The sequence below is a fragment of the Klebsiella africana genome (assembly GCF_020526085.1).
GTDB classification, from domain to species: Bacteria; Pseudomonadota; Gammaproteobacteria; order Enterobacterales; family Enterobacteriaceae; genus Klebsiella; species Klebsiella africana.
Window position 1 is genome coordinate 5,021,189 of record NZ_CP084874.1, and the last position, 22,684, is coordinate 5,043,872.

Below are 22,684 nucleotides of genomic sequence, written 5' to 3' on the forward strand. Positions count from 1 at the left end.
AGCCAGTAAAAAAGGGAGCCAACGCTCCCTTTTTTTACAGCCAGTTTTTGCGCTTGAAGTAGAGATACGGCGCCAGGCCGGCCAGCATCATAAAGACGATCGCCCCCGGGTAGCCGAAGCTCCAGTGCAGCTCCGGCATAAATTCAAAGTTCATCCCGTAGCTGGAGGCCACCAGGGTTGGTGGCAGGAACACCACCGAGACCACCGAGAAGATCTTGATGATGCGGTTCTGTTCGATGTTGATAAAACCCATCGCCGCCTGCATCAGGAAGTTCACCTTCTGGAACAGCGATTCGTTGTGCGGCAGCAGGGATTCGATATCGCGCAAGATCTCTCGTGCCTGCTCCAGCTGGCCCGCTGGCAGGCGCGCCTTGCGCACGAGGAAGTTCAGCGCGCGCTGGGTATCCATCAGACAGAGGCGCACCTTCCAGCCGATATCTTCCAGTTCCGCCAGCGTCGACAGCGCTTCGTCGTACTCGTCGCCCTGATGGCCTTCCATAATGACACGGCTCAGCTTTTCCAGGTCGCTGTAGATGTTTTCAATTTCATCCGCCAGCTGCTCGATTTTGGTCTCGAACAGGTCGAGCAGCAGTTCGTAGGCGTTGCCGTCGACCAGCGTCTGGTTACGTACACGCATACGGTAGAGGCGGAAAGCGGGTAGTTCGCGCTCGCGCAGCGTGAACAGGCGGCCTTCGCGGATGGTAAACGCCACGGTAGAGTTACCGGCGTGATCGTCGGCATCTTCAAAAAAGAAGAACGAGTGGATGTGTAACCCGTCTTCATCTTCAAAGAAACGCGCGGAGGCTTCGATATCTTCCAGTTCCGGGCGCGTCGCCAGGTTTTGACCCAGTTCCGTCTGCACGCGGCTTCGCTCATCGTCGTCAGGCTCGACCAGATCGACCCACACCGAGCTGGCGAGGTGTTTGATCTCATCGGCTTCCAGGCGCGTTAAACGATTGTTTTCCAGTTGAAATGCGCTCAGCATGACCGGGACTCCCAATGCAAAAAAATTATCGGACAGTTCGGTGGGCACACAGAAACAAATTGGGTTTCAGACCATTAAGCCTGACTCAGCGCGACGGGAATGGGGCAGGTCGCTGACAACCGCTAAGGCTATCAGCATAAGAGGATAGCCTTAGGAGTTGTTCCTGAATGACAGGAAGTTGAGCCAGCATCTACTGGGTGTGTCCAAGGCGAATGTCCTCTTAGCGTAATCGTGCGCGCATGTTACGCCAGCGCAAAATCGGCGTCAACACGCAACGGAACGCGAAAGCGCAAATCAGGCGCCTTAACGTATAAAGGTAGCAGAATATTACAAAATAATGATATTTTTCTTAAAGTTACACTTCCTCCAGCCGGGCGTAAGCCGCCACCAGCCATTTGATTCCCTGGCCCTGAAAAGCCACCTGCAGCCGGCTGTGCTCGCCGCTGCCTTCGAGGTTGACAATAGTGCCTTCGCCAAACTTCGGATGCCGTACGCGCTGGCCTAACTTGTAACCGGTATCGCTCTCGGCAATAGGTGCGCCCAGTCGCTGATGGTTTACCGGGCGGCTCACCGTGGCTCGCAGACGCACTTCTTCTACGCACTCCTGCGGCAGCTCCCCGATAAAGCGCGACGGGCGGTGATAAACTTCTTTGCCGTACAGACGGCGGGCTTCCGCGTAAGTCAGCGTCAGCTTCTGCATGGCGCGCGTTACGCCAACGTAGGCCAGGCGACGCTCCTCTTCCAGACGGCCACCTTCATCAAGGGCCATCTGGCTCGGGAACATCCCTTCTTCGACGCCGACGATGAACACCTGCGGGAACTCCAGCCCTTTCGCCGAGTGCAGGGTCATCAGCTGAACCGCGTCCTGCCAGGTGTCCGCCTGCCCCTCGCCCGCTTCAAGCGCGGCGTGAGAGAGAAACGCCTGCAGCGGCATCAGATCTTCATCTTCTTCGTTGTAGCTGAACTGACGCGTCGCCGTCACCAGCTCCTCTAAGTTTTCAATACGGGTCTGGCCCTTCTCGCCTTTCTCCTGCTCGTACATCGCGCGCAGGCCGGAGTCTTTAATCACCCGATCGGTCTGAACGTGCAGCGGCATATCGGTGGTCTCCTGCGCCAGCGCGTCAATCAGCTCCATAAAGCGCTGCAGGGCGCTGGCGGCGCGACCGGCCAGCGCTTTCTCTTTCAATAGCTCGCGACTGGCCTGCCATAGCGTCAGCTGGCGATCGCGCGACGTCTGGCGCACCACGTCCAGCGTGCGGTCGCCAATACCGCGGGTCGGCGTATTGACGACGCGCTCGAACGCCGCGTCATCGTTGCGATTGGCGATAAGGCGCAGGTACGAGAGCGCGTCTTTGATTTCCTGACGCTCGAAGAAGCGCATGCCGCCGTAGATACGGTACGGCATGCTGGCCTGCAGAAGCGCCTCTTCCAGCACGCGCGACTGGGCGTTGCTGCGATAGAGGATGGCGCACTGCTCCAGCGCGCCGCCGCTCTCCTGCCAGGTTTTAATCCGGTTCACCACGAAGCGTGCTTCGTCGAGATCGTTGAAGGCGCAGTACAGCGAGATCGGCTCGCCGTCGGCGCCGTCGGTCCACAGTTTTTTGCCCAGGCGCCCGTTGTTGTTTTCAATCAGGGCGTTGGCGGCGCTAAGAATATTGCTGGTTGAACGATAGTTCTGCTCCAGACGAATAGTTTCCGCGCCCGGGAAGTCATTGAGAAAGCGCTGAATGTTTTCGACCTGCGCGCCGCGCCAGCCGTAAATCGACTGGTCATCATCGCCGACGATCATCACCTTGCCGGTATCGCCCGCCAGCAGGCGGATCCAGGCGTACTGGATGTTGTTGGTATCCTGGAATTCGTCGACGAGGATATTGGTGAAGCGCTCGCGGTAGTGCTGCAGGATATGCGGTTTGTTCAGCCACAGCTCGTGGGCGCGTAGCAGCAGCTCGGCGAAGTCCACCAGCCCGGCGCGATCGCAGGCTTCCTGGTAGGCCTGATAGACCTTCTGCCAGGTCTGCTCGACCGGGTTGCCGTAGCTCTGAATATGATGCGGACGCAGCCCTTCATCTTTCTGGCTGTTGATGTACCACATCGCCTGACGCGGCGGCCACTGTTTCTCATCGAGGTTCATCGCCTTAATCAGACGCTTCAGCAGACGCAGCTGGTCTTCGCTGTCGAGAATTTGGAAGTCCTGCGGCAGGTTGGCGTCCAGATGGTGCGCACGCAGCAGGCGGTGCGCCAGGCCGTGGAAGGTGCCCACCCACATGCCGCCCTGGGTAGTGCCCATCAGCTGGCCGATACGGTGGCGCATCTCCGCCGCCGCTTTGTTGGTAAAGGTCACCGCCATAATCGAGTACGGCGAGCAGTTCTCCACGCTCAGCAGCCAGGCGATACGGTGCACCAGAACACGCGTCTTACCACTGCCCGCCCCTGCCAGAACCAGCATATTGGTGCGCGAGGCCGCTACGGCTTCACGCTGTTTGTCATTAAGGCTGTCGAGCAGGTAAGAAACGTCCATTGGCACCGCCGGAAGAGAAGGGGTTCCACGAACCCCTGTTAATATATACAGAGTGACTGGTGATTATATCAGCGAGGTCAGAGATGCCAACCGTGAAATTTCAATATGCGGCAGCAGGCGGCTGTCCGCGGTGTGCATCAGGTCCGCGCCTTGCGGTTTGATCCAGCAGGCCTGCATCCCACAGCGCAGCGATCCGGCCACGTCGGTCGTCAGGTCATCGCCGACGTGCAGAATCTGCCCGAGCGGTAAGTCCAGACGCTCCGCCGCCAGGTGGTACATGTCGGCAAACGGCTTGGAGCGGCCATCCGGCCCGGCGCGCAGCACGAAACGGAAATAGTCATTCAGCCCGAACAGTTCCGGCTGAGCGTTACCGTTGGTGATAGCCACCAGCGGCCATTTCTTCGCCAGCTTCGCCAGCGTATCGTGGGTCTCCTGCGGAACATCGACGCGGCTGCGCCAGTGGGCGAAGTTTTCCATCGCCGCATCGGCCCCCGCTTTCGCCGCTTCGGCGGAGAGCCCGGCATTACGCATGCCTAACTCCAGCGCGCGGTGGCGCCAGACGGTCACGTCGTGGTAGATCTCCGGCTCAGATGCCAGCAGCGTCTGACGCAGCTGGTTAAGCTCATGGGCGTCGAACTGGCTGAGCGACGGATGGTAATTGCGCACAAAGGCCAGCGATTCATGCATCGTCCGATCAATCACCGGGCGGTTATCATATAGGGTGTCGTCCAGGTCAAACGTCAGCGCGGAAATCTGGCCCAGAGGTCGGTAAAAACGCATTATTTCCCCCGTTTAGCGCGCGGATGCGCGGCATCGTACACCGAGGCAAGGTGTTGAAAATCAAGATGGGTATAGATTTGGGTGGTGGAGAGGTTAGCATGCCCCAGCAGCTCCTGCACGCCGCGCAGATCGCCGCTCGACTCCAGCATATGGGTGGCAAAGGAGTGGCGCAGCTTGTGCGGGTGCACATGGCTGTTCAGCCCCTGCTTAATCCCCCACTCGGCAAACCGCTTCTGTACGTTGCGCGCCGAAATACGTTTGCCCAGCTTCGACAAAAACAGCGCGTCGTCGTCGGTACCGAACAGGCCGCGCAAATCCAGCCAGTGCTCAATCCACGTCACCGCGTTACGACCGATCGGTAAACGGCGCTCTTTGCTGCCTTTGCCCATCACCCAAACCTCACCGCTTTCGAGATCGAGGTGTTTGATATCAAGATTGACCAGTTCGGACAGACGCAATCCCGCCCCGTACATCACCTCCAGCATCGCCCGGTCGCGCACCGCCAGCGGATCGTTGAGATCGATATCCAGCAGCCGATTCACATCATCGACATCGATATTTTTCGGCAGGTGACGAGGAATTTTCGGCGCCGCAATTCCCTTCGCCGGGTTAGCGGCCAGCTCGCCCTGGCCGACCAGCCAGTCGAAGAAACTGCGCAGCGCCGACAGGCGAAGCGCCAGGCTCGCCGGGCCTAACCCCGCGCGGCGACTACGCACCGCAAAGCTTCGCACCTGAGCGGCATCGCACTGCGACCAGCTTTTCAGTCCCGCCTCATCCGCCAGGGCGATCAGCGCGTCCAGCTGCCGCTGGTAATTCAGTAATGTGATCGGGCTGAGCTGGCGTTCAACGCCAAGGTGGCGCAAAAAGCGAGCGACGGCGGAGAAGAGAGGAGAATCGGTCATGCGCGTTCAATCCAGCGCTCCAGCAGGCCAGGCAGCATCTGCGCAATCTCCTGCAGCAGTTGCGTCCCCTGCCCTGGCTGATAATGCTGCGCATCGCGGCTGCTAAAGAGCATCACGCCGGGGGCATTATCGCCGCCCAGCAGCGACATCGCCACGGATCCAATGGCTTTCGCCTCCGGCAGCACCACCAGCAGCTCCGGACCGTTCAGCGGCCCAAGATAGTGGCGCGCCTGGCCCAGACGTTGAATGCGGATCGGCTCAAACGCCTGCCGGCTTAATGCCAGATGGGTAAACTTCGAGGGGGCGCCGAGGCGCCAGCTGTCAGGGAACAGGCGCACCGTGGCGCCCGCCAGCCCCAGCTCGCGTGCCCAGCGATGAAGGCGGTTGAGCATATCATCGAGGCTATCCGCCGCCGCCAGCCGCGTTTGCAGCTGCAGCAGGCGCTGGAACAGGCTCTCATTGGCGACCGCCTGCTCCATCAGCAGCGACATATTCTCTTCCAGCACATGAATGTGGTTACGCGCCCGCATCATGTGCCACTCCACCAGCGAAATCGTACCGCGTACCGGATGCGGGACGCGGAGATGTTCGACCTGGGCGGCATTACGAATAAAAAATTCAGGATGTTGCAACAGATAGTCCACCACCGCGCGATCGTTCAACGCGCTGGCAATCTCCTGCTGTTCTTCCCCGATTGGTTTCATAAATGAATAAATCCATCATAGACATGGGCCGCCGGGCCGGTCATAAACAGCGGCTGGCCCGGGCCTTTCCAGGCGATATCAAGACGACCGCCGGGTAATTCCACGCGTACCGTTTCCGCCAGCAGCCCCTGCTGGATCCCCACCGCCACCGCGGCGCAGGCGCCGCTGCCGCAGGCCTGGGTTTCCCCCGCACCGCGTTCGTAGACGCGCAGACGGATATGGGACCGGCCGACCACCTGCATAAAGCCGATATTGGCGCGCTCCGGAAAACGCTCATGGCTTTCCATCACCGGGCCGAGCGTTTCCACCGCTGCTGTATCCACATCATCCACCTGGATGACGCAGTGCGGATTTCCCATGGACACCACGCCGCACAATACTGTCTGCTCGGCGGCACGCATGATATAGGTCTTTTCCGCTTTGTTGGCGCGGAACGGCACCTGGGACGGCTCGAAGTTGGGCTCACCCATGTTCACCCGCACCAGATCGTCTTCCGTTACGCTTAATACCATACGCCCGTTGGCCGTACTCACGCGGATATCACGTTTATTGGTCAGGCCTTTCAGCCGGACGAAGCGGGCAAAACAGCGCGCGCCGTTGCCGCACTGCGACACTTCGCTGCCGTCGGCGTTAAAGATCCGGTAATGGAAATCCAGATCCGGATCATAGGGCGGCTCGACGACCAACAGCTGATCGAACCCGACACCAAGGTGGCGATCCGCCAGACGGCGAATCAGCTCCGGCGAGAAAAAAACATTCTGCGTTACCGCGTCAACGACCATAAAATCGTTGCCAAGGCCATGCATTTTAGAGAACTGCATCATCTACTCCAGTTGCGCGGAACAGAACGTTATCGTTAGTAATTGACCTGGCTCGGACCACCAGTATCGCCACGATCGTTACGATCCGGCGTTGAGCTCTGAATACCTGGGTTAACCGGTTTGGTCGGCGGCGGCGCAGTTTTGTCCGCCGGCGGGAAATAGAGAGGCCCTTTCAGACCGCAGCCGGTCAGGCTGAAGATCGCAAACAAAACGGCAAGCGTAGGAAAAACATTTTTCATTGATAGTTGCCCGTGATTCATTCTTTCTGCTTTCTATCATCGCAGGAGAAGACGTAAAAGCAAGCCTTTAGCATCCGACTGCGCGCGCTTTTGTTTCGCGCTATACTGCGACCCATCTTCAAAAATCAAAAAAGCAGAATAAAATTATGAACGACAGTGAATTCCATCGCCTGGCCGATAGCCTGTGGATGACCATCGAAGAACATCTGGACGACTGGGACGGCGATAGCGACATCGACTGCGAAATCAACGGCGGCGTGCTGACCATCAGCTTTGAAAACGGCAGCAAAATCATTATTAACCGTCAGGAGCCGCTGCACCAGGTGTGGCTGGCCACCAAACAGGGCGGGTATCACTTCGATCGCAAAGGCGACGAGTGGATCTGCGATCGCAGCGGCGAGACCTTCTGGGATCTGCTGGAGCAGGCGGCGAGCCAGCAGGCCGGTGAGACAGTGAAATTCCGTTAATGACGTGTTTCCCGGATGGCGGCGCATCGCGCCTTATCCGGGCTACCCGACGACCTGGAACCGTAGCCCTGCTAAGCGCAACACCAGCAGGGAATATCTGCGGATAGCGGCTCACGCCTTATCCAGGCCAAATCTACGAGTAGCGCTGCTGCAGCACCGGCGAGGCGGTAACGTCCTGGCTGGTGGGTATCGCGGCGGCAATCGCCTGGGTGCGGAAAGGGATCACCTGCGTACGCCCGTCTACCTCGACAATCTGATAGAACTGCGGCAGGTTGAAGTTGATAAAGCTGGAGCCGTAGGTGAAACGATCGTGCGATGACGAATAGAAGCGGCTGACGTCGCGCACCAGCTCCTCTTTACTGCCCTCGCAGTGATGATAGACCTCGGCGCGGTTGCTCTCGTCGAGAATATAGATGTTAAAGCCGCTGTCGTTGTTATCCGCATCTTCAAAGAAGAACTGAATAATCCCTTCGCTGGCGAAGCCATCCACCACCGCCGGCAGCTTAACGTGATTGGTTTCCACCTGCACCGACAGCCCGTGCAGCTTGTTGTGCGAGATAGCGCCATAGAACTCAATGGCGTTTTCCAGCTTCTGCACCGAAACATTGAGACGCTCGAAGAACAGCCCCCAGGTCTGGCCGGAGACGCGCAGCGCTTTAAAGCGCCCGGTATCCTGGCGGGTGCTGGACAGACGAAGTTCGATGCACTCGGAGATCATCTGCTGCACACGGGTGCGGATCAGGCCGCGCAGGTGCTGGCTATAGCAGAACACCTCCACGCTGTCCGGCGGCGCGGCGTCCTGATGCATTTTGCCGAGAATCGTCTTCAGCGCCTCGATCATCGCCTGCTCGCCGTTAAAGTGCAGCGTACGCACTTCGTTCCACGAGTTGCGATACAGCAGATCGACGCTGCCGATCAGGCATTTTTGCTCTTCGCCGAAGCTAAAGACATCCAGCTTACGGAAATCGAAGTGCACCACCTGGTTGCGGAAGGCCGCGGTTGGGTCATATTCGAGGTTGACGATAATCGCCAGGTGGCGGATTTCGCATGGGCTGTACAGCGCTTTTGGCGTCGGCGCCGGCAGGCGCAGCGGGAAGTGGTGCGACACGTCGGCCACCATCTCCTGCAGCTTCGCCAGATCGACGATGCCGTTGCCCTTAATAAACAGGCGGGTGCGTGAGGTCAGCAGGCCGTTAAACCAGGCCCAGGCCACCAGCTTATTAAGATAACGGTTATATTCCAGCGGCTGATGGCTGATGATCGATTCCATATCCGGCGCGCGGTTATACAGATACCAACCGGTACGGTTGGCACGGCCCGGCGGCACGTGGATAAAGGTCAGGTTCGGTTCCGACAGATCCGGCGAAATTTGCGGGTTCACCAGCGTCACTTTCCCCGGCAGCGCTTCAAAGGCCGCATATAGCTTACGCGTCAGCACGCCGATATCCTGCGGACTGGCGGAGACGCTGAGGTTATTGCGCCGTGCGAAGCGGATCAGATTACGATAGCTCTGCATCATGGCGTCGAGCAGTTCGTTGTGCGCCTTGCGCACTTCATCAATTTTCCAGTTGGCGCGGTTGTCGAGCATCATCAGACGCTTTTCGTCCCAGCCCCAGGCATTCACCAGCTGGCTGACAACTTCGCGACGCCAGCCGACGCAAGCGCGTTCGCGGCTGAGTTTTTCGCACACTTTCAGGTAGAAGCAGCGGCGCACCAGGTCGAGGCGGGTTTCATCTTCGATGGCCTGCAGATAGGTGGTCACGCGCTCCAGCATCATGCAGTACGGGTCGAGGCCGAAGGAGACAATCTCGCCGTCATGCAGACGCTGTTTGATATCTTTCGCCAACAGGCGGTTATTGGGGTATTCCCAGGAGTAGGCTTCCAGCAGCAGCGTTTTCAGCACTGCTTTATAGGGGGAATCAATACTCTTATACAGCTGCCACAGGCTGGCGCCGAAGTACTCTTCCGCCGACAGCGAACTGAGGCCGCCAAGATCGAGCCATTCGTTAGGCGTCAGCACGCCTTGGGCATACAGCCCCATAACGTAATCGTCGTAATGCTCTTCTTCGTCGCACGGCACCATATTCCACAGAATACGTTTCCCGGCGAGACGCACGGCGGTGCGGTAGAATTCATCGAGCAATAAAATATGCTGGGTCGAACCGCAGTCTTCGCCACCGAGGCTACCGCTTTCGTTATGGCGGAAGCGGTTTTCGTCGATCAGGAAGAAGCTGACTTCCACGCCGAGCGAGGCTGCCCAGCTCTCAAGCAGGCTGCATTTTCGCTGCAGTAGCTGACGCTCTTCGCTATCGAGCCAGGCCTGGTGACATACCCAGATATCAAGATCGGAAGAACAGCTCTGGCCGACGGAGGAAGTACTGCCCATCGAGTAGACGCCGGTGATCGGCAGCTCGCCTTTCGGCGGCTCCTGGGTCTGCATACCGCGATGCAGCTCCAGCTCTTCAAGATAGTGGCGTTGGGTTTCATCAGGCGTGTAGAGGCAAATGCCACGGGGAACGTTACCGTCAAGGTAACCCGGCATCAGCGGGTGATGATAATGTAATAACGTTGGCAGTAGACTGTAAACCTGCTGGAAAGCGGGTCCCATGGCAGCAAGGGCGCGATCCACGCGCAATTGGTTGATGGCATCCAGTCTCTGTTTCAGTGTCTCAATATAGAGGTACAAGACATATCGCCTGATGTTCAAAAACCCGAGGTACAATAGTACGGAGGATTTCAGTATTTCAACAAAAACCGTCACCATTCGTCGTCGGTGTGGTTGTGATGAGCAGCGGACGGACAAATGGTTTAAAACGTGATCAATTTAACACCTTGCTCATTGACCGTAAAGAAAGATGCGCTACATACAAGTGTAGCACCGTTTATTGCCTGTAAATTCCTCACTACGCCTCCGGCAACCGCCTCGCGCATGAAAGGTTAAAAAAGAGTAGGCCGGAGCCATCTCCCACATAAACCGTGAAAACTAACATCCGTAAGACAACAATGTTAGGATGGATAGTGGTCGATAATGACGGTAACAAGCATGTTAGACAAAGTTTTGAAAATTGCCACACGGCAAAGCCCGCTTGCGCTATGGCAGGCGCAGTATGTTAAAGCACGCCTGGAACAAGCGCATCCTGGACTGAACGTCGAGTTAGTGCCGATGGTCACGCGCGGGGATGTCATCCTTGATACGCCCCTGGCAAAGGTGGGCGGCAAGGGCTTATTTGTAAAAGAGTTAGAGCTCGCCATGCTCGAAGGGCGGGCCGATATCGCCGTCCATTCGATGAAAGATGTGCCCGTGGAATTCCCGGAGGGCCTGGGGTTGGTCACCATCTGCGAGCGCGACGATCCGCGCGACGCGTTTGTCTCCAATCACTATGCCTCGATTGATGAGCTGCCGGCCGGCAGCGTCGTTGGCACGTCAAGTTTACGCCGTCAGTGTCAGCTGGCCGCTACCCGTCCGGACCTGGTGATCCGCTCTCTGCGCGGTAACGTCGGTACCCGGCTGAGTAAGCTGGATAACGGCGAGTATGACGCCATTATCCTTGCTGCCGCCGGGTTGAAGCGCCTGAAACTGGAAGCGCGTATTCGCCAGCCGCTGTCGCCCGAGCAATCCCTGCCGGCCGTCGGCCAGGGTGCGGTAGGTATAGAATGCCGTCTTGATGATGCATGGACCCAGGCGCTGTTAGCGCCCCTCAATCATGCGGAAACCGCGGTACGCGTGCGCGCTGAGCGGGCGATGAATACCCGCCTTGAAGGCGGCTGCCAGGTGCCGATCGGCAGCTATGCGGAACTGAAGGACGGGGAACTGTGGCTGCGGGCGCTGGTTGGCGCTCCGGATGGTTCACAGCTGGTGCGCGGCGAACGACGCGGGCCAGCGGAACAGGCGGAAGCCCTCGGCATCTCGCTGGCGGAAGAGCTTCTGGATAACGGCGCCCGCGACATCCTCGCGGCGGTTTATGATGGAGAAGCCCCGCGATGAGCATCCTGGTCACCCGTCCGCTACCGCAAGGTGAAGAGTTAGTCAGCCGCCTGCGCGCGCTGGGACGCGTGGCCTGGAGCTTTCCGCTGATAGAATTTACCCCCGGGCGGGAGCTTCCCGCGCTGAGCGACCATCTTGCCCATCTGGGGTCCGAGGATCTGCTGTTTGCGCTATCCCAACATGCGGTGGAATTCGCCCATGCCCGTCTGCAGCAGCAGGGCCTGCTCTGGCCCACTTCTCCGCACTATTTTGCCATTGGCCGCACGACGGCGCTGGCCCTGCATACGGTCAGCGGGCAGCATATCCGTTACCCGTTAGATCGGGAAATTAGCGAAGTCTTGCTACAATTACCTGAATTACAAAACATTGCCGGAAAAAATGCGCTGATCTTACGCGGCAATGGTGGGCGGGAACTCTTAGGCGCGACGCTGACCGAGCGCGGCGCCAGGGTCACATTTTGTGAATGTTATCAACGTAGTGCAAAACATTACGATGGCGCAGAAGAAGCGATGCGCTGGCAATCTCGCGGGGTCACCACGCTGGTGGTCACCAGCGGCGAGATGCTGCAGCAGCTGTGGTCGTTAATACCGCAATGGTATCGCGAACAATGGCTCCTGCACTGCCGCGTTATCGTTGTCAGTGAACGTCTGGCCCTTCAGGCCCGGGAACTGGGCTGGCAGGCGATTCAGGTTGCCGATAGCGCCGACAACGATGCGCTGCTACGCGCATTACAATAACTCTCAACATTGGAAGCCATAATGACGGAACAACAAAATCAATCCGCCGTGGTTGAAGAGACCAGGGAGGCCGTGGATACCACACCACAGCCAGAGAACACTGAGAAGAAGAAGGCAGGCAATAAAACCAGCCTGGCGCTCAGCGCGATCGCTATCGCCATCGCGATAGCCGCCGGCATCGGCCTGTATGGCCTGAACAAACAGCAGGCCACGCGGCAAAACGAAACCACCTCTGAATTATCAAGCCAGGTCGCGGCGCTGCAAAAAGCGCAGGAAAATCAAAAAAGTGAACTGGAAGGTATTATCAAACAGCAGGCCGACCAGCTAAACGAAGCCAAACACCAGCAGGAGACGCTGGCCAAACAGCTGGATGAGCTGCAGCAAAAAGTGGCGGTGATTTCCGGTAGCGATGCCAAAACCTGGCTACTGGCCCAGGCCGATTTTCTCGTCAAACTGGCGGGACGTAAGCTTTGGAGCGATCAGGATGTCACCACCGCCGCCGCGCTGCTGAAAAGCGCCGACGCCAGCCTCGCCGACATGAACGACCCGAGCCTCATCGGCGCCCGCCGGGCGATCACCGACGACATCGCCACCCTCTCAGCAGTAAGCCAGGTGGACTACGACGGTATGATCCTCAAGGTGAATCAGCTGGCAAACCAAATCGACAACCTGCGGCTGGCCGATAATAACGATGACGATTCGCCGATGGACTCTGATAGCGACGAGCTCTCCAGCTCTATCAGCGAATGGCGCGTCAATTTGCAGAAAAGCTGGCAGAATTTTATGGACAACTTTATCACCGTGCGCCGCCGCGATGAAACAGCGGTCCCGCTGCTGGCGCCAAATCAGGATATCTACCTGCGGGAAAATATTCGCTCTCGCCTGCTGGTCGCCGCGCAGGCAGTGCCGCGCCATCAGGAAGAGACCTGGAAACAGTCGCTGGATAACGTCTCGACCTGGGTACGCGCCTATTACGATACCGATGATGCCACCACCAAAGCCTTCCTCGACGAGGTGGATAAGCTCAGTCAGCAAAGTATTACCATGACGGTGCCAGAGACGCTGCAGAGCCAGGCGTTGCTGGAAAAACTGATGCAGACCCGGGTGCGTAACCTGATGGCACAGCCTGCCGTCTCCGCGAGCAGTGCGCCCTCACCAGCCCCTGCTGCACCGGCCGCCCCTGCTGCGCCGCAAGGAGAGTAACGCATGCTGAAAATTCTTTTACTCTTCGCACTGTTGATCGCCGGGATCGTGCTTGGCCCGATGATCGCCGGGCATCAGGGCTACGTCCTGATCCAGACCGATAATTACAATATCGAGACCAGCGTGACCGGGCTGGTGATCATCCTGATCCTCGCCATGGTGGTGCTTTTCGCCATTGAATGGCTGCTGCGCCGCATTTTCCGCACCGGGGCGCATACGCGCGGCTGGTTTGTCGGCCGTAAACGCCGTCGCGCGCGTAAGCAAACCGAGCAGGCGCTGCTCAAACTGGCGGAAGGTGATTACCAGCAGGTTGAGAAGCTGATGGCGAAAAATGCCGATCACGCCGAACAGCCGGTGGTGAACTATCTGCTGGCGGCGGAAGCGGCCCAGCAGCGCGGCGATGAAGCGCGGGCCAACCAGCATCTGGAGCGCGCCACCGAGCTGGCGGGCGATGACCTGATCCCGGTGGAAATCACCCGCGTTCGCCTGCAGCTGGCACGTAATGAAAATCACGCCGCGCGCCATGGCATCGATAAGCTGCTGGAAATTACCCCGCGTCATCCGGAAGTGCTGCGCCTCGCCGAACAGGCATACACCCGCACCGGCGCCTGGCAGTCGCTGCTGGACATCATTCCGTCGATGGCGAAAGCTAACGTCGGCGATGAAGAGCATCGCGCTGCGCTGGAACAGCTGGCATGGGTTGGCCTGATGGATAAAGCGCTGGCCGACGGCGGCAGTGAAGGGCTGCGCGAATGGTGGCGCAACCAGAGCCGTAAAACGCGGGCGCTGGTGCCGCTGCAGGTAGCGATGGCCGAGCGCCTCATCGAGAGCGACGATCACGATACCGCACAGCAAATTATCATTGATGGTCTGAAGAAACAGTATGATGACCGTCTGGTGATGCCGATCCCGCGTCTGAAGACCAATAACCCGGAACAGCTGGAGAAAGTGCTGCGCCAGCAAATCAAAGCCGTTGGCGACCGTCCGCTACTGTGGAGCACCCTGGGCCAGTCGCTGATGCGACACGGCGAATGGCAGGAGGCCAGCATCGCCTTCCGCGCCGCGCTTAAGCAGCGTCCGGATGCCTTTGATTACGCCTGGTTAGCCGATGCCCTTGACCGCCTGCATCAGCCAGAGGAAGCCGCTACGATGCGCCGCGATGGTCTGCTGCTAACGCTGCAGAAGAACCCTCTGCAATAACCTGCCTTTGCTATCGCCTCTTGTGGGGCGATAGCCCTTCTCCCCCCCTTCGCATTGACGGATCCCTGAAAGAAAAAAACGCCTGCGCTGAAATCAGGGCAGGCGTTAAAACAGGTCTGTTTGACAACAAATTGGGTGCTTCACTCAACGTAATGTCCATGGTGTTTGATGAGGCATAAATGCGACATCTGTCAGTGGACGATAAGCACCGTAAGAACGGCTCTGCATCATTCCGGAGTTTATGAGGCACGAAGGCGAACATAAGAGATGGAATGAGCATCTACCCAGTTATTATCGCACAGGATCCCGGGGAATTGCATCTACCACAGTGATGAATTGAGAGTTTTCCTGACCCATATTCTTATGCGCGTCGAAGATTTTTTATTAGCAAGATCAGGGGAATAAGGAATGACAGGAAACGGCAGAAAACAAAAAACCCCGCCGAAGCGGGGTTCAAAATTGGTCGGCGAGAGAGGATTCGAACCTCCGACCCACTGGTCCCAAACCAGTTGCGCTACCAAGCTGCGCTACTCGCCGAAATACTGCTTTTTGAATTTTTAGTTCAATTCGTTAAAGTCGTGGTGCGAGGGGGGGGACTTGAACCCCCACGTCCGTAAGAACACTAACACCTGAAGCTAGCGCGTCTACCAATTCCGCCACCTTCGCAAATTCACAACTCTATCAAATAATGGGGTGGCTAATGGGATTCGAACCCACGACAACTGGAATCACAATCCAGGGCTCTACCAACTGAGCTATAGCCACCACTGCAAACCTTTTACGCGGTATTAAAACCACCGCAGCTCCAGCACCGGGTTAATGGTGCGCCCGACAGGATTCGAACCTGAGACCTCTGCCTCCGGAGGGCAGCGCTCTATCCAGCTGAGCTACGGGCGCTTAGCGCCGTTGCGGGGTCGGATAATACGGACTTCCTCCCCCGCTGTCTAGTGCCTTTTTAAAGAAAATTATCGTTTGCTCATGCTTTGTTCGTTTTGACGCTTATTCAGCCGTATTATTGATTTGTCCCTGTCTCCCGAGGCCAAACAGCTTATAAATCAGGGTAACGGCGGCCAGGAAAATAATGCCGACAAAGAGCGACATCCGGGTTTCATCATTCAGTCCCATCCCGACCAGCACGCAGATCAGGAAGGCCATCGTGAAATAGTTGGCCCACGGAAAAAGCAGCGAACGGAACGGATGGCTGGCAATCGCCGCCCGGTGAACGCGACGGAAACGTAACTGACTAATCAGGATCACAAACCATGGCACCATCCCTGGCAACACGCTGGCGCTGTAGACATAGACAAACACCCGCTGCGGATTAGTAATGATGTAATTCAGGCAGGAGCCCACCAGCAGGATCAGAATCGACAGCGCCACGCCGACGACCGGAACGCCGTTGCGCGATACCTTACCGATCGCCGCCGGCAGTTGGCGGTTCTTCGCCAGGGCGTACAGCATACGTCCACAGCTGTACATTCCGCTGTTGCAGCCGGAAAGCGCCGCCGTCAGCACCACGAAGTTGATAATTCCCGCCGCCGCGGTAATCCCGATTTTGGCAAACGTCAGTACGAACGGGCTGCCGTTGGAGCCGATTTGATCCCACGGGAAGATAGTGACGATAACGAAAATCGCGCCGACGTAGAAAATCAGGATCCGCCACAGCACTTTGCCCACCGCGCTGCGCAGGGTCACCTGCGGATTTTTCGCTTCACCTGCGGTAATGCCGATGAGCTCCACCCCTTGATAGGACGCAACCACGATACACAGCGCCGTCAGGAAGCCCTTCCAGCCGCCGGCAAAGAAACCGCCATGTTCGGTCAGGTTGCCAAAACCAATGGAGTGGCCGCCGTTGCCAAAGCCGAAGAAAATGACGCCCAGGCCTACGACGATCATCACGATAATGGTGGTCACTTTAATCATGGCGAACCAGAACTCGATTTCACCGTACAGCCGGACCGCCGCCAGGTTAGCCAGCGCCACCAGCCCCACGGCAATTAACGCCGGGATCCACTGCGCCATCTCCGGGAACCAGAACTGCACATAGACCCCGATGGCGGTAATCTCCGAGATGCCCACCGCCATCCACATAAACCAATAGGACCAGGCCGTGAGATAGCCGAAGAACGGGCTCATATAACGGTGCGCGTAAACAGCGAACGAGCCGGTTACCGGTTCGAGGAACAACATTTCGCCCATCGAACGCATGATAAAGAAAACAAATAAACCGGCGATAATATACGCCAGCAGCACGGAAGGCCCAGCCCACTTCAAGGTACTGGCCGCCCCCATAAACAATCCCACGCCAATCGTCCCGCCAAGGGCGATCAGTTCAATATGCCGGGCCTCCAGTCCACGCTGGAGCTCCGCTTTTTTCTCAGTCATATATCCTCTTGTGTTTGCTGTATTCCGGGTACTCCCGGTTATTGTTATTAACTGAAACCATAGCCTTGCCGACGCGCAGGTCTCCCCCGCGCGTATGAAGCCTGCGAATGGTTAATTAATTTTGCGGAAATGGCAAATAAAGTATCAGGCGAGTGAAGAGATTACATAGAATATGTATGCAAACTCGCCTGGTTGCAGTGGAATATCAGAGCTTACCGGAATAATGCCAACGTAAATAGCGCAGTAGGCGGAACTGTCTCTTGATGCGGCTCGGCTGCAAAAGCAGGCGATAGAACCACTCCAGCCCCAGATCCTGCCAGAACTTCGGCGCCCGATGGACGTGCCCGGTAAAAACATCGTAAGTGCCGCCGACGCCCATATACAGCGCGTGCGGATACAGGCGCCGGCAGTCGCGCATGAAGATCTCCTGGCGCGGCGACCCCATCGCGACGGTGACGATTTTCGCCCCGCTGTCGCGAATGCGTTCGAACAACGCCTGGCGCTGCTCAGGGGTGAAATAACCGTCCTGACTACCGACGATGTTCACCTGCCAGCGCTGACGCAGCCTGGATTCTGTCTGCGCCAGGACCTCAGGTTTACCGCCGACCAAAAACACCGGTGTCCCTTCAGCGCCGGCGCGCTGCATGAGCGCTTCCCAGAGATCGGCCCCCGCCACGCGGGACACCTGCGCCTGCGGGTATTTTTTGCGCAGCGAACGCACCACGCTGATGCCATCGGCATATTTAAACTCTGCTGCCTCAATCAGCGCCCGCACCTCCGGGTTATCTTCTATGGCCAGCATTTTCTCGGCATTAATCGCCACCAGCGTTCCCTCCCGGAGAGCGCCGTCGGCATACAAATAATCCAGAGCGTGCTGCATATCGCGCCAGCCTATGAGCTGCAGCCCTCTTAACAGGTACAACGGCGCGGAAATGGTCCCAGTCATGTCCATCCTTCTCAGACTTGCGGTTGCGAAAGCGGTTTTACGCGCTTATGAATCAGTCCCACGCTATCCAGGAACCAGTACAGCAGTTTCGCCGCCAGCAAGCAGATACCAAAGATCACGAGGAAAAACACCACGCGTGAGCCGAACGAATCCAGTCCCTCGCGCGCCAGCACTATCATGTTGAAGATAGCGCCGAAACAGAAACTGTGCAGGATAGCCGCTTTATAGCGATTGCTCTCCCGGTTGCCCAGCTCATACAGCCAGTCGAACCATTTAATAATCAACCCGACCGCCACGGCGCCCAGCGGCACAAACCAGACGCCGCCCATCACCACCAGCGAGCCAATCAGCGTCGGCGAGATCGCCAGCCCCGAATGGTTGTTTAATACTTCCCAGGTGAAGTAGTTGGCGGTATTGAGCACCATCGTCGGGCGACCGTGCCACATCCAGCTGGGGATAAAGACGTAGAAGTCGCGGATCATCGGCGCCAGACCCTGGAAATCGATCTTGTCGTAGTTCTGCAGCAGCAGCGCCAGGTTTTCCCACGGTGAGAAGGTATCGCGCGTGAGATACAGGAAGGTATAAAACGCTTCGTCGCCGCTGACGTTCATTCCGTAGCGCTTCAGCGCCAGCCAGAACATGCCGACGATACCCAGCACGCCCGCCGCCGCCAGCATCCACAGGCTGATCCAGCCGCGAATAATGCCGATAAACAGGAAGATGGCGAAGGCGATGATGATATTGGCGCGCGTCCCGCCGACGATGGCGTAGGTCAGCAGACCAAAGGCCACGGTGCTGACGAGGAAGAAGATCCACGCCTTATAATCCTGGCGCAGGAAATAGACCACCAGCATCGCCGGAATAAAGAAGTAGAAGAAGCGCTTCAACGCCACGCCAGACACTTCGGCAGAGAAGATCTGGCTATAGGAGTTGAGCTTAAACAGCAGGAAACCGTTGTGGGCGAAGAAGATGCCGACGCACAGCAGCGCCAGCCCCATCAGTATGCCCCAGGCCAGATGGGTTTCCACCCGGTTCATGGTAAACAGCGGGCGATGCACAACCTCACGCGATGCCGGACGCAGCCGTGTTTTATAGGTCACGTAGTAGACTGCGTAGAAGCACACCGCGATCAGCAGCGTCTGCAGCAAAATCTCCGGCGGCGCCACGCTGACGTCAAAGCGGAACACCAGAATACTGGTCAGCGGGAAGCCGAAGAAAAAGGTCAGCAGAAACAGCAACGAGAAAAAGACGTTGAAGTTAAAGCGTACCCGACGGAACTCAAACCAGGTGGCGGTGGCGATGAACAGCGTCGACAGCAGCCAGACCACCAGCAGCCCGCTAAATTGCATTAACGTCATGCCTGCCCCTCCGCCGCTAACCGTAGCGCCCGCTGCCAGCCCGTCAGATAGTTCGGCCGGAAGAAAGCGATAGCGGATTTATCCACGCTCGCCAGCTGACGCTGCGCTTCGCGCACCACGCTGACGTCCAGCGCGTCGCTGGTGAACAGCACCGGCACATGCTGCTCGGCCATATCCTGCCAGAACGGGTTTTCCCGATTGAGCACGCAGGGGATGCCCGCCTGAATCAGCAGGCACAGGGTGCCGATCCCCTGCTGGCGGGCAAACAGAAAATAGCCCAGATCGCAGCGGCGCAGCAGCGCCAGATAATCATGAAACTCCAGCTTCTCGCTGAGGATCTGCAGATGCTCACCGCTAAACAGCGCCGCCCCCGCCTCGCGAACCTCGTTGATATAGGCGTCGTTTTTCGCTGGATAGCCCATCGGCACGATCACGTTTACCGTATCGCCAAACTGCTGATGGATTGCCTTCAGCGCGGCAATATGTTCATTGCTGCGATCCCCGGAGTTGCCGACCAGAATAGTCAGGGTATCACCGCGCGGAGCGTTATCGGCCAGGGTATTCAGCGCCGGATCCATACGGGTCGGGAAGTAGAGCAGCTCGCCCGGGACGCGTGGATGGCGGTTAGCGAACCAGCTGAGATCGCCGCGGGTGGCGAAAACGCGCCCTACCCGCCCCTGCGCCAGGCGGCGCAGCGGATAGAACAGGCGAAATTTCAGGCTGGTAGCGTTTTCGTACAGATCCGCCCCCCAGATATGCCAGTTAAACTGCGACGGGCGGATGCCGCCACTCAACAGCGCCAGCCACAGCCCGGTATTGAATTGGCCGTGGAAGAAAAAGCGCTGCTGGCGGTTGGCTTTCGCTGTGGCAATCACTGCCTGCGCCAGCGCTTTCTTTCCTGGATAGCAGGTGATGTCCAGTGCCGGATATCCATCACGCACGCTGGCCTCATTACCGACGACCATAAATCTCCTGGCCTGCGGATCGGCGGCCAGTTCGTCGTTAAAGAACCGCAGTACGGTCTGGTTATGATGCGGGATATCCGATCCCAGTACATGTATCAGTGCTGTCATGCCCGTTTACGCCAGAGTAAAAACACGCCACTACAAAGGGCGAAATAAACAATATAAGTGGCCATATACGCCTGCGCCGCGCCAACCGCGCCGTGCGCCGGTATAAGCCAGTGTGAGAATGCGGTCAGCAGCGCGAACTGGCTGATTTCCGTCAGAATATAAAAACGCAGCGACGCTTTGGCGATCACCAGATAGCCATAGACGTAGGCGCCTACTTTTAAAACGTCGCCCACCAGCTGCCAGGCGAACAGATCACGCATCGCGGTAAAGCGATCGGAAAACAGCAGCCAGATGGCAAAATCGCGCAGCAGCCAGACCGTCAGGCTCGCCGCCGCTACTGCCGGCAGGACGAATTTCAGCGACTTGACTATCTCGCGGGTGATATCCGTTTTGGCGCTCAGCCGCGACAGCGTCGGCAGGAGATAGACGCTAAACGAGGCGGTAATAAACTGCAGGTAGGCATCGGAAATGCTGCTCACCCCCTGCCAGATGCCGACCGCCTCCCAGCCGTAATGCGCCGCCAGCAGATTACGCATCATCACATAGGCTACCGGCAGGGTCACCGAAGTTATGAGCGCCATCAGGGTAAATTTCGATAGCTGTCCCGCCAGACCGTTATCCCAGCGCGGGCGCAGGGCGCTCAGCGGAATATTCCCCCGCCGCCAGAGCATAATGCCCGCCGGGATCACCACCAGCGCCGGCACTAATGCCAGCCCCAACAGCGCCCCCTGGTAACCACCGAAGTAGTAACAGGCATAATAGGCCGCGACGCCAATCAGGCTCCCGGCAATCAGCGAGAAGGCGTTACCCGCCGCATCGCGAAAGCCTTTCATCAGCGCCAGCAGGAAGTTCGCCCAGGCGATCCCCATCTGAACCAGCGCCACCAGCCGTACCAGACCCTGATAGTGCGTATGGCCGAACAGCCCCTGGCTTATCGGCGCCGCCGCGACTAAAAACACCAGCGCCAGCAGCGTGGAAAAGCCAAGCACCATCGCCGACGAGGTGCCCACCACCTGCTTCAGGCGCGGGGGATCGTCGTGATGCTGAGCCACCAGCTTCGTGACACCGTTAAATATCCCGGCCCCGGCCAGCACGCCGAGCACGGTAACCAGTTGCCGGAAGTTACCGGCCTGGCCCACACCCGCCGGCCCAAACGAGACGGCCAGCAGCTTCACAACCAGCAGCCCGGCGCCGATTTTGACCAGCGTCGATGCCGCCGTCCACAATGAGGCTTTTGCTAACGACATATCAGGAGAAATAGCTCAGCAGCGAGTTAATCACCGTCCGCTGGTTCACCACAGACAGATTATAAAACAGCGGCAGACGCACCAGGCGCTCGCTCTCCTGAGTGGTGTAGCGGTCTTCACCATGGAATTCGCCGAAGTGTTCGCCGGCCGGGCAGCTGTGCAACGGAATATAATGGAATACCGCGAGGATCTCCGCCTCTTTCAGCCAGGCGATCAGTTTGCTGCGATCCTCGATATCGCGCAGCTTAATGTAGAACATGTGCGCGTTTTGCCCACAGTCGGCCGGAACCGTCGGCAGTTCGATACGCCCGGCGCGCGCCAGCGGCAGCAGCGCATCGTAGTAGTTCTGCCACAGCGCCAGGCGCTGCTGGTTGATGCGCTCCGCTGCTTCCAGCTGCGCCCACAGATAAGCGGCCTGCAGGTCGGACATCAGATAGCTGGAGCCAATATCCCGCCAGGTATATTTATCCACCAGGCCGCGAAAGAACTGGCTGCGGTTGGTGCCTTTTTCGCGAATGATCTCCGCGCGTTCCACCAGCGTGCGATCGTTGATAAGCGTCGCCCCGCCCTCACCGCCGGCGGTGTAGTTTTTGGTTTCATGGAAGCTGAAGCAGCCGATATGGCCGATAGTACCCAGCGCACGCCCCTTGTAGGTAGACATCACCCCCTGCGCGGCGTCTTCCACCACGAACAGGTTGTATTTGTCGGCGATGGCCATGATGGTGTCCATCTCGCAGGCTACGCCGGCATAGTGCACCGGGACAATCGCCCGGGTTTTATCGGTGATGGCGGCTTCGATAAGCGTTTCATCGATATTCATCGTATCGCGACGGATATCAACGAAGACGATTTTCGCCCCGCGCAGCACAAAGGCGTTGGCGGTGGAGACAAAGGTATAGCTGGGCATAATCACTTCGTCGCCCGGCTGGATATCCAGCAGCAGCGCGGCCATCTCCAGCGAAGCCGTGCAGGACGGGGTCAGCAGGGCTTTTGCCGTGCCAAATCGCTGTTCCATCCACTGCTGGCAGCGGCGCGTAAAGCCGCCGTCGCCGCACAGCTTGCCGCTGTTCATCGCAGACTGCATGTAATCAAGCTCGGTTCCAACCACCGGCGGCGCGTTAAATGGGATCATGG

Annotated in this window: 20 protein-coding genes and 4 tRNA genes; 5 read left to right on the forward strand and 19 right to left on the reverse strand. The window is 58.0% G+C overall.

Annotated elements, in window-relative coordinates; translation table 11 throughout:
• Positions 1-34: 34 nt before the first annotated feature.
• The 8 genes from corA to lptM all read right to left on the reverse strand — a co-directional run bounded on the left by corA (position 35) and on the right by lptM (position 6,949).
• On the reverse strand, positions 35-985 hold the full coding sequence (gene corA, locus LGL98_RS24100; protein ID WP_002883400.1) for a magnesium/cobalt transporter CorA: 951 nt from the start codon (positions 983-985) through the stop codon (positions 35-37).
• A gap of 150 nt (positions 986-1,135) precedes the next feature.
• A complete protein-coding gene (gene ysgD, locus LGL98_RS26375; protein WP_349815745.1) occupies positions 1,136-1,192 on the reverse strand; it encodes a YsgD/CorL family protein in 57 nt (18 codons plus the stop codon).
• Between the two features lie 148 nt (positions 1,193-1,340).
• Positions 1,341-3,503, reverse strand: a complete 2,163-nt coding sequence (uvrD, locus tag LGL98_RS24105) for a DNA helicase II (RefSeq protein ID WP_136031873.1) — start codon at positions 3,501-3,503, stop codon at positions 1,341-1,343.
• A gap of 63 nt (positions 3,504-3,566) precedes the next feature.
• A complete protein-coding gene (gene yigB, locus LGL98_RS24110; protein WP_136031875.1) occupies positions 3,567-4,283 on the reverse strand; it encodes a 5-amino-6-(5-phospho-D-ribitylamino)uracil phosphatase YigB in 717 nt (238 codons plus the stop codon).
• The gene (gene xerC, locus LGL98_RS24115) at positions 4,283-5,185 is read right to left on the reverse strand and encodes a tyrosine recombinase XerC (RefSeq protein WP_136031877.1); all 903 of its coding nucleotides are present in this window, start codon (positions 5,183-5,185) and stop codon (positions 4,283-4,285) included. The genes yigB and xerC overlap by 1 nt, the downstream gene beginning before the upstream one ends.
• Positions 5,182-5,889: a DUF484 domain-containing protein gene (locus LGL98_RS24120; RefSeq protein ID WP_136031879.1), complete on the reverse strand. Its 708-nt coding sequence runs from the start codon at positions 5,887-5,889 to the stop codon at positions 5,182-5,184. Before LGL98_RS24120 ends, xerC begins: the two co-directional genes overlap by 4 nt.
• Positions 5,886-6,710, reverse strand: coding sequence for a diaminopimelate epimerase (dapF, locus tag LGL98_RS24125; RefSeq protein WP_002883394.1), 825 nt, complete (start codon positions 6,708-6,710; stop codon positions 5,886-5,888). The genes LGL98_RS24120 and dapF overlap by 4 nt, the downstream gene beginning before the upstream one ends.
• 35 nt (positions 6,711-6,745) lie before the next feature.
• Positions 6,746-6,949 carry an LPS translocon maturation chaperone LptM gene (gene lptM, locus LGL98_RS24130; protein WP_004886794.1) on the reverse strand — a complete coding sequence of 68 codons (204 nt, stop codon included), beginning with the start codon at positions 6,947-6,949 and terminating at the stop codon, positions 6,746-6,748.
• A gap of 146 nt (positions 6,950-7,095) precedes the next feature.
• Here lptM and cyaY point away from each other — a divergent pair, with 146 nt between their 5' ends.
• Entirely contained in the window at positions 7,096-7,416 is a 321-nt protein-coding gene (gene cyaY / locus LGL98_RS24135; RefSeq protein ID WP_136031881.1) for an iron donor protein CyaY, read from the forward strand.
• Between the two features lie 133 nt (positions 7,417-7,549).
• On the opposite strand, the gene cyaA is transcribed toward cyaY, so the two are convergent.
• Positions 7,550-10,102, reverse strand: a complete 2,553-nt coding sequence (gene cyaA / locus LGL98_RS24140) for a class I adenylate cyclase (RefSeq protein ID WP_002883383.1) — start codon at positions 10,100-10,102, stop codon at positions 7,550-7,552.
• 357 nt (positions 10,103-10,459) lie between these two features.
• Between cyaA and hemC the strand changes: the two genes are divergently transcribed.
• The 4 genes from hemC to hemY are packed head-to-tail and all read left to right on the forward strand — an operon-like array spanning position 10,460 to position 14,541.
• Positions 10,460-11,401, forward strand: coding sequence for a hydroxymethylbilane synthase (gene hemC, locus LGL98_RS24145; RefSeq protein WP_136031883.1), 942 nt, complete (start codon positions 10,460-10,462; stop codon positions 11,399-11,401).
• Entirely contained in the window at positions 11,398-12,138 is a 741-nt protein-coding gene (hemD, locus tag LGL98_RS24150; RefSeq protein ID WP_136031885.1) for a uroporphyrinogen-III synthase, read from the forward strand. The genes hemC and hemD overlap by 4 nt, the downstream gene beginning before the upstream one ends.
• Positions 12,139-12,159: 21 nt before the next feature.
• A complete protein-coding gene (hemX, locus tag LGL98_RS24155) occupies positions 12,160-13,341 on the forward strand; it encodes a uroporphyrinogen-III C-methyltransferase (RefSeq protein ID WP_136031886.1) in 1,182 nt (393 codons plus the stop codon).
• A gap of 3 nt (positions 13,342-13,344) precedes the next feature.
• Positions 13,345-14,541: a protoheme IX biogenesis protein HemY gene (gene hemY, locus LGL98_RS24160; protein WP_025711227.1), complete on the forward strand. Its 1,197-nt coding sequence runs from the start codon at positions 13,345-13,347 to the stop codon at positions 14,539-14,541.
• Positions 14,542-15,001: 460 nt separating this feature from the next.
• On the opposite strand, the gene LGL98_RS24165 is transcribed toward hemY, so the two are convergent.
• The 10 genes from LGL98_RS24165 to rffA all read right to left on the reverse strand — a co-directional run bounded on the left by LGL98_RS24165 (position 15,002) and on the right by rffA (position 22,682).
• Positions 15,002-15,078: transfer RNA gene (locus LGL98_RS24165), tRNA-Pro, on the reverse strand.
• A 42-nt stretch (positions 15,079-15,120) separates the two neighbouring features.
• Positions 15,121-15,207, reverse strand: a tRNA-Leu gene (locus tag LGL98_RS24170).
• Between the two features lie 23 nt (positions 15,208-15,230).
• Positions 15,231-15,306 (reverse strand) — tRNA-His (locus tag LGL98_RS24175).
• Between the two features lie 55 nt (positions 15,307-15,361).
• Positions 15,362-15,438 (reverse strand) — tRNA-Arg (locus tag LGL98_RS24180).
• Between the two features lie 102 nt (positions 15,439-15,540).
• On the reverse strand, positions 15,541-16,926 hold the full coding sequence (thrP, locus tag LGL98_RS24185; RefSeq protein WP_136031888.1) for a bifunctional threonine/serine APC transporter ThrP: 1,386 nt from the start codon (positions 16,924-16,926) through the stop codon (positions 15,541-15,543).
• Positions 16,927-17,131: 205 nt separating this feature from the next.
• Positions 17,132-17,872, reverse strand: a complete 741-nt coding sequence (gene wecG, locus LGL98_RS24190) for a lipopolysaccharide N-acetylmannosaminouronosyltransferase (protein ID WP_136031890.1) — start codon at positions 17,870-17,872, stop codon at positions 17,132-17,134.
• A gap of 11 nt (positions 17,873-17,883) precedes the next feature.
• A complete protein-coding gene (gene wzyE, locus LGL98_RS24195) occupies positions 17,884-19,230 on the reverse strand; it encodes an ECA oligosaccharide polymerase (protein ID WP_136031892.1) in 1,347 nt (448 codons plus the stop codon).
• Positions 19,227-20,303 carry a TDP-N-acetylfucosamine:lipid II N-acetylfucosaminyltransferase gene (locus LGL98_RS24200; protein WP_136031894.1) on the reverse strand — a complete coding sequence of 359 codons (1,077 nt, stop codon included), beginning with the start codon at positions 20,301-20,303 and terminating at the stop codon, positions 19,227-19,229. Before LGL98_RS24200 ends, wzyE begins: the two co-directional genes overlap by 4 nt.
• Entirely contained in the window at positions 20,300-21,550 is a 1,251-nt protein-coding gene (wzxE, locus tag LGL98_RS24205) for a lipid III flippase WzxE (RefSeq protein ID WP_136031896.1), read from the reverse strand. Before wzxE ends, LGL98_RS24200 begins: the two co-directional genes overlap by 4 nt.
• A gap of 1 nt (position 21,551) precedes the next feature.
• Positions 21,552-22,682, reverse strand: a complete 1,131-nt coding sequence (gene rffA / locus LGL98_RS24210; protein ID WP_136031898.1) for a dTDP-4-amino-4,6-dideoxygalactose transaminase — start codon at positions 22,680-22,682, stop codon at positions 21,552-21,554.
• Positions 22,683-22,684 lie beyond the last annotated feature (2 nt).

What these genes read in the sequence shown, in the direction of transcription:
- corA (WP_002883400.1), bottom strand. Translation starts at nt 985, where the DNA reads ATGCTGAGCGCATTTCAACTGGAAAACAATCGTTTAACGCGCCTGGAA.
- uvrD (WP_136031873.1), bottom strand. Translation starts at nt 3,503, where the DNA reads ATGGACGTTTCTTACCTGCTCGACAGCCTTAATGACAAACAGCGTGAA.
- yigB (WP_136031875.1), bottom strand. Translation starts at nt 4,283, where the DNA reads ATGCGTTTTTACCGACCTCTGGGCCAGATTTCCGCGCTGACGTTTGAC.
- xerC (WP_136031877.1), bottom strand. Translation starts at nt 5,185, where the DNA reads ATGACCGATTCTCCTCTCTTCTCCGCCGTCGCTCGCTTTTTGCGCCAC.
- LGL98_RS24120 (WP_136031879.1), bottom strand. Translation starts at nt 5,889, where the DNA reads ATGAAACCAATCGGGGAAGAACAGCAGGAGATTGCCAGCGCGTTGAAC.
- dapF (WP_002883394.1), bottom strand. Translation starts at nt 6,710, where the DNA reads ATGCAGTTCTCTAAAATGCATGGCCTTGGCAACGATTTTATGGTCGTT.
- lptM (WP_004886794.1), bottom strand. Translation starts at nt 6,949, where the DNA reads ATGAAAAATGTTTTTCCTACGCTTGCCGTTTTGTTTGCGATCTTCAGC.
- cyaY (WP_136031881.1), top strand. Translation starts at nt 7,096, where the DNA reads ATGAACGACAGTGAATTCCATCGCCTGGCCGATAGCCTGTGGATGACC.
- hemC (WP_136031883.1), top strand. Translation starts at nt 10,460, where the DNA reads ATGTTAGACAAAGTTTTGAAAATTGCCACACGGCAAAGCCCGCTTGCG.
- hemD (WP_136031885.1), top strand. Translation starts at nt 11,398, where the DNA reads ATGAGCATCCTGGTCACCCGTCCGCTACCGCAAGGTGAAGAGTTAGTC.
- hemX (WP_136031886.1), top strand. Translation starts at nt 12,160, where the DNA reads ATGACGGAACAACAAAATCAATCCGCCGTGGTTGAAGAGACCAGGGAG.
- hemY (WP_025711227.1), top strand. Translation starts at nt 13,345, where the DNA reads ATGCTGAAAATTCTTTTACTCTTCGCACTGTTGATCGCCGGGATCGTG.
- thrP (WP_136031888.1), bottom strand. Translation starts at nt 16,926, where the DNA reads ATGACTGAGAAAAAAGCGGAGCTCCAGCGTGGACTGGAGGCCCGGCAT.
- wecG (WP_136031890.1), bottom strand. Translation starts at nt 17,872, where the DNA reads ATGACTGGGACCATTTCCGCGCCGTTGTACCTGTTAAGAGGGCTGCAG.
- wzyE (WP_136031892.1), bottom strand. Translation starts at nt 19,230, where the DNA reads ATGACGTTAATGCAATTTAGCGGGCTGCTGGTGGTCTGGCTGCTGTCG.
- LGL98_RS24200 (WP_136031894.1), bottom strand. Translation starts at nt 20,303, where the DNA reads ATGACAGCACTGATACATGTACTGGGATCGGATATCCCGCATCATAAC.
- wzxE (WP_136031896.1), bottom strand. Translation starts at nt 21,550, where the DNA reads ATGTCGTTAGCAAAAGCCTCATTGTGGACGGCGGCATCGACGCTGGTC.
- rffA (WP_136031898.1), bottom strand. Translation starts at nt 22,682, where the DNA reads ATGATCCCATTTAACGCGCCGCCGGTGGTTGGAACCGAGCTTGATTAC.